The sequence below is a fragment of the Treponema endosymbiont of Eucomonympha sp. genome, assembly GCF_001028545.1.
Map to the genome: position 1 here is coordinate 1 of NZ_BBPW01000070.1, position 4,458 is coordinate 4,458.

Consider the following 4,458-nt stretch of genomic DNA (forward strand, 5'->3'; position numbering starts at 1 on the left):
CCCCGTGCAGCTTAAGTCATACGCCGACGACCACAAGCTTGAAATCGCGCTGATTGAAAACATTCAGCGCGAAGACTTGAATCCCGTCGAAGAAGCCCGCGCATACTGCAAACTCATAGAAATAAGCAGTCTGAGTCAGGAAGAGGTCGCGCGGCGCGTCGGGAAAAACCGCTCGACCGTGGCAAACGCCGTCCGCCTGCTGAAACTGCCCGAAGACATGCTCGCCGCACTCGCCGTCGGCACGATTACCGCAGGGCACGCGCGGGCGCTGCTTGCGGTGCAGGACGCCGTCAGTCGGCGGACGCTGTTTGCGCGGATTGCGAGGGGCGGTTTGTCCGTCCGCGACGCGGAACAATACGCTTCCGGTGCTGAACCTCCCGCCGTGAAGCCTGCAAAAAAAGACGCCGCCGAAGCGCGCGACCCCGATTTTGCCCAAATCGAGCAGGAGCTTATCGAGCGGCTCGGCACGCGGGTTGCCCTGAAAGGCACATTCGACAAAGGCAGCATTCAGGTAGATTTTTATTCCAGAACCGACTTTGAGCGACTGTACGCCCTGATTGCGCCGCACAGAACAAGCTGAAGTCTGCACACTGCTACATACGCGCTTTGCGCTTCGCCTCTCTGTCGAGTTCCTTCAAGGAACTCGGACATCCCCTGTAAAGGGAACGCGGGATTCCGTGCCTCCTACGCGCGTATGAATCGCATAGACGCAGGGTTCCTGCGAGCCTGCCGGGGATATTTTTATGATAGATTCGACGTATATCAAGGCACACGCGGACGCATGCGGGGCGTGCGGCGGCAGTCAGGACATTAGCCGCACAAAAGGGGGCTGAACAGCAAATTACACTTGGCAGTTGACGAGTACGGGATACCGGAAAGCGGCATTGTGACAATGCGGTACTGTCGCGGACTGCAGCCAAGCGCCTCTCCTTATGGAGGATTTGGGGGCGGAAGCGTTTCTTGCGGACAAGGCGTATAACACGAACGAACTGCTCGATATGCTTAGGGAAGCGGATATAACAGCAGTCATCCCTCCGGTTAAAAGCCGAAAAGAGCAGAGAGCGTACAGTCATGAACTGTATCGGGCACGGCACGTCATTGAAAACGTCTTCCGTGCCCTCAAGCGCCGGCGCGGAATTGCCGCGCCGGCGCACAGCTCACCGCTTCCTTCATTGCTGCCATTCATGTCCGGTGCGCGTTCCTCTACTTTCCAGTCCACATTACCTAGGTGCCAGCAGCTATGCCCTCTTGCCGCGAGTTTGCGTAAACAAACTCGGTAGCACGCTTTCGGCGTGCGTGCTATACTGCCCACAATGAAGCCGTTCGCGTTTACCCGTCCCGCCGATTTTGTGCCGCGCATAGCCAAAATGTTCTCAAAGCGAGGAGAGGAGGCATATAGTCTGCCGAAATTCGGCAGGGATTGCGCCGCGGGAATCAGCGCGAGCGTCGTTGCGCTGCCGCTCGCGCTGGCCTTCGGCAATGCTTCGGGCGGCGTGCCCGTGCGGGGGCTATATACGGCTGCCGCCGCGGGCTTCTGCGTCAGCCTGTTCGGGGGCAGCCGCTACCAAATCAGCGGGACGACTGGCGCGTTCGCCGCCGTCATCTTCAGCATTGTCGCGCAGCGCAGCACGGAAGAACTCTTTGTAGCGACCATACTTGCGGGCGTCATACTCGTCGCAATGGGGCTGACCGGCTTGGGGCGCTCCGTCAAATTCATCCCGTATCCGGTGCTGGTCGGCTTTACCGCCGGCATAGGAATCCGGTTGTGTTTCCAGCAGGCGCAGGACTTCTGCGGCTTGCAGGCGGAAGTCGTCCCGCTTGAGTTCCTGCGCGAAGGGACGAGCTTCCTGTCGCGAATTACGTCGCCCGGACCAGCCGCGTTCTGCGTGGGTATAGGCACGGTGGCGACGGTCGTCGCGCTCAGGCGCTTCCGCCCGCGCGTGCCGGGCACATTCGTCGGCGTACTGGCGGCTACCGCGCTGTGCAAAGCGCTCGCATTGCCGGTGGAGACGGTCGGCGGCGGCTTCAGCCAAGTCCCGACTGACGGACTCCTTGCCGTACTTCAGAAAACCACATGGCTCACAGTACGGAATGCGTTCCCCGATGCCTGCACCATTGCGCTGTTTGCCGCGCTCGAATCGCTCCTGTCGGCTGCGGCGGTAGACGGCATGACCGGAGACCGCCACAACTCGGACTCGGAACTGGTGGCGCAGGGAATCGGCAACGTCGCCTCCGCCTTTTTCGGCGGCTATCCCGCTTCCGGCGCGGTCGTCCGCACCGCAGCAAGCGTCAGGGCGGGTGCCGTCAGCCCTGTCGCGGGAATCATCTCCGCGCTCGCGCTTGCGCTGTTCGCCCACTTCGTCCGCCCCGCTTCCTCCGCCATTCCGCTTGCAAGTCTCGCCGCCGTGCTTGCGGTTGCCGCGTGGGACGCCGCAAACATCCCGCTTTTCGTGCGGGTCGCCCGGCGAGCCCCCATAAACGACCTCTCCGTGCTCGCGGCTACGTGCGTTTTGACGGCTGTCGTCGACCCGGTAATCGCCGTCAGAATCGGCAAGGTGCTCGCCACCGTCGTCGTGCTGCGCCAGATGATTGCGAGCGCCGGTGTTACGGCTCAGAACGACGCGCTTATCGCGGAACTCGCGTTCGGGAATATCGACCCGAACACCGAGGGCAAGATAATCGCGCTTCACCGCAACGATATAGAAGTGTATGAAATCACCGGACCGCTCTTTTTCGGCGTCGCCGACATGCTGCAGGATACGTTCCGCGGCGTGGAGCGGCGTCCACACGCGCTGATTCTGAGAATGCGGGATGTGCTCGTCGTCGATTCAACCGGAATTGCCGCGCTCGAATCGTTCTTCGCGCAGTGTCGCGTCTGGCAGATACGAGTCATCCTGTGCGAAATCCGCGGACAGCCGCGGAAGCTGCTCGAAAAAGCGGGCTTTCTTGCGGACGTCGGGAAGGAGAATGTCGCCGGAGACCTAGACGAAGCGATACAGCGGGCGGAAAGTGGCTGAGTTTGCGTCGCATAGAGGTAAAGCAAACGACCCCTTGCATGTCTGTGCAGTAGTCAGCTTTTATGACACACCTATCTGCCGAATTTCTTAAGGCAACTCGGTAGATTCGGTCAGCGCATATCCTTGTACCTTATTCGGCAGAATATGAGCGAAACGATTTTATCGCCCTTCGGTGGACAGGTGCCCCACGCATTCCGCCCGGCAAACAGACGGGAGCGGCGCACTCACCGACAAAGACGAAACGGCGGATCAGGCGGAGCGGAGGAGCCCTCCGACGGAGGCGGAGAAACTCCGTCGCCGCATATCGGCTAAACCCGCTTTACCATATCAGCTTCGAGAGCACGGTATCCCTTTGCCGCCAGTTCTTCTGCACCTTTACGCGCAGGTCGAGGTCGACGCAGTAGGGGAAAATATCCTGCAGTTCCCGGAGCGACTCGGCGCGGATAGCCTTTATGAGCGAGGCGCCCTTGCCGATAACCATTCGCTTCTGGCTCTCCCGCTCGACGCAGACGAACGCGCGGCACCACAGCGTCTTGCCGCCCTGCCGCATTTCCATATCGGCGACTTCGATATAGAGCGCGTGCGGTATCTCGTCGCGGAGGCGGCGGAGCGCCTGCTCGCGGATAATCTCCGCAATGCGGAAGTCCGCCTGCTGGTCGGTGTAGCAGTCTTCGGGATACAGCTGGTCGGCGTGCTCCGCGTCGGTGGGAATCAGGGCGAACAACGCGCCGAGCACCGCGCCGATATTGACGCGCCGCTCCGCCGACAGCGGGATTATGCGCGCCGCGTCATAGGACGGGATATGCGCGGCGACGAAGCGCAGAAGCGGCGCGGGGAGCGCCTCCGCCGAGCCCTGCAGTTCCGGCGGCGCGACGAGGTCGGTCTTGGTCGCCGCGACCACCAGCTTTCCGGCGTGCGGCGCGGCGAGTGCGGCGGTGAGCGCTTCCTCTTCGCCCGGCTCTCGGCTGGCGTCTATGAGGTAGAGCAGCGCGTCCGCGCCGTCGAGTGCGCTGCGGGCGAGCGAGGCGAGGCGGAGGTTCATCTTCTTGGCGGAGGAGTGGTAGCCGGGCGTGTCGATAAACACGATCTGACCGTCCGGCGCGTTCACGATTCCGCGCACGGCGTTGCGGGTGGTTTGGGGTGTGGGCGACACTATGGAAATCAGCCGCTTCGCCGCCGCGTTCAGGAACGTGGACTTGCCCGACGAGGGTCTACCGATGATGACGGCAACGCCGTTCTTTTTGCCCGGCGCCGCGCCGGGCGCGGAATCTTGCATAGCGCACAGTATACGCTGCAAGCCGAAGGCTTGCTACACTAGGCAGTGTGGACTGGATAGGGGAAAAGAGGTAAAATAGAAGCATGAAAAGAAATGAAGGCATTCACCGGCACGATATAAGCGACGAGGCGTGGGAACGGATAAAAGACCTGCTGCCCGGACAGG

The 4,458-nt window shown here is 61.4% G+C and carries 5 protein-coding genes; 4 read left to right on the forward strand and 1 reads right to left on the reverse strand.

Annotation, left to right across the window (positions count from 1 at the left end; genetic code table 11):
• The 4 genes from AWU74_RS04140 to AWU74_RS04150 all read left to right on the forward strand — a co-directional run.
• A partial coding sequence (locus AWU74_RS04140) for a ParB/RepB/Spo0J family partition protein (protein ID WP_162504785.1) occupies positions 1 to 580 on the forward strand: 580 nt, incomplete at its 5' end.
• 267 nt (positions 581 to 847) lie between these two features.
• Positions 848 to 979 (forward strand): hypothetical protein, encoded by a 132-nt coding sequence (locus tag AWU74_RS13165; protein WP_306700974.1) that lies wholly within the window; start codon positions 848 to 850, stop codon positions 977 to 979.
• The gene (locus AWU74_RS04145) at positions 933 to 1,280 is read left to right on the forward strand and encodes a transposase (RefSeq protein WP_062327932.1); all 348 of its coding nucleotides are present in this window, start codon (positions 933 to 935) and stop codon (positions 1,278 to 1,280) included. Before AWU74_RS13165 ends, AWU74_RS04145 begins: the two co-directional genes overlap by 47 nt.
• Positions 1,281 to 1,292: 12 nt before the next feature.
• Positions 1,293 to 3,017 (forward strand): SulP family inorganic anion transporter, encoded by a 1,725-nt coding sequence (locus AWU74_RS04150; protein ID WP_238580159.1) that lies wholly within the window; start codon positions 1,293 to 1,295, stop codon positions 3,015 to 3,017.
• A gap of 319 nt (positions 3,018 to 3,336) precedes the next feature.
• Here the strand turns inward: AWU74_RS04150 and era are convergent, their stop codons facing one another.
• Positions 3,337 to 4,293, reverse strand: coding sequence for a GTPase Era (gene era, locus AWU74_RS04155; RefSeq protein WP_062327937.1), 957 nt, complete (start codon positions 4,291 to 4,293; stop codon positions 3,337 to 3,339).
• Positions 4,294 to 4,458: the final 165 nt, after the last annotated feature.

Excerpts from the sequence above, each read along its gene's own strand:
- AWU74_RS04145 (WP_062327932.1), top strand. The coding sequence starts at position 933 with ATGGAGGATTTGGGGGCGGAAGCGTTTCTTGCGGACAAGGCGTATAAC.
- era (WP_062327937.1), bottom strand. The coding sequence starts at position 4,293 with ATGCAAGATTCCGCGCCCGGCGCGGCGCCGGGCAAAAAGAACGGCGTT.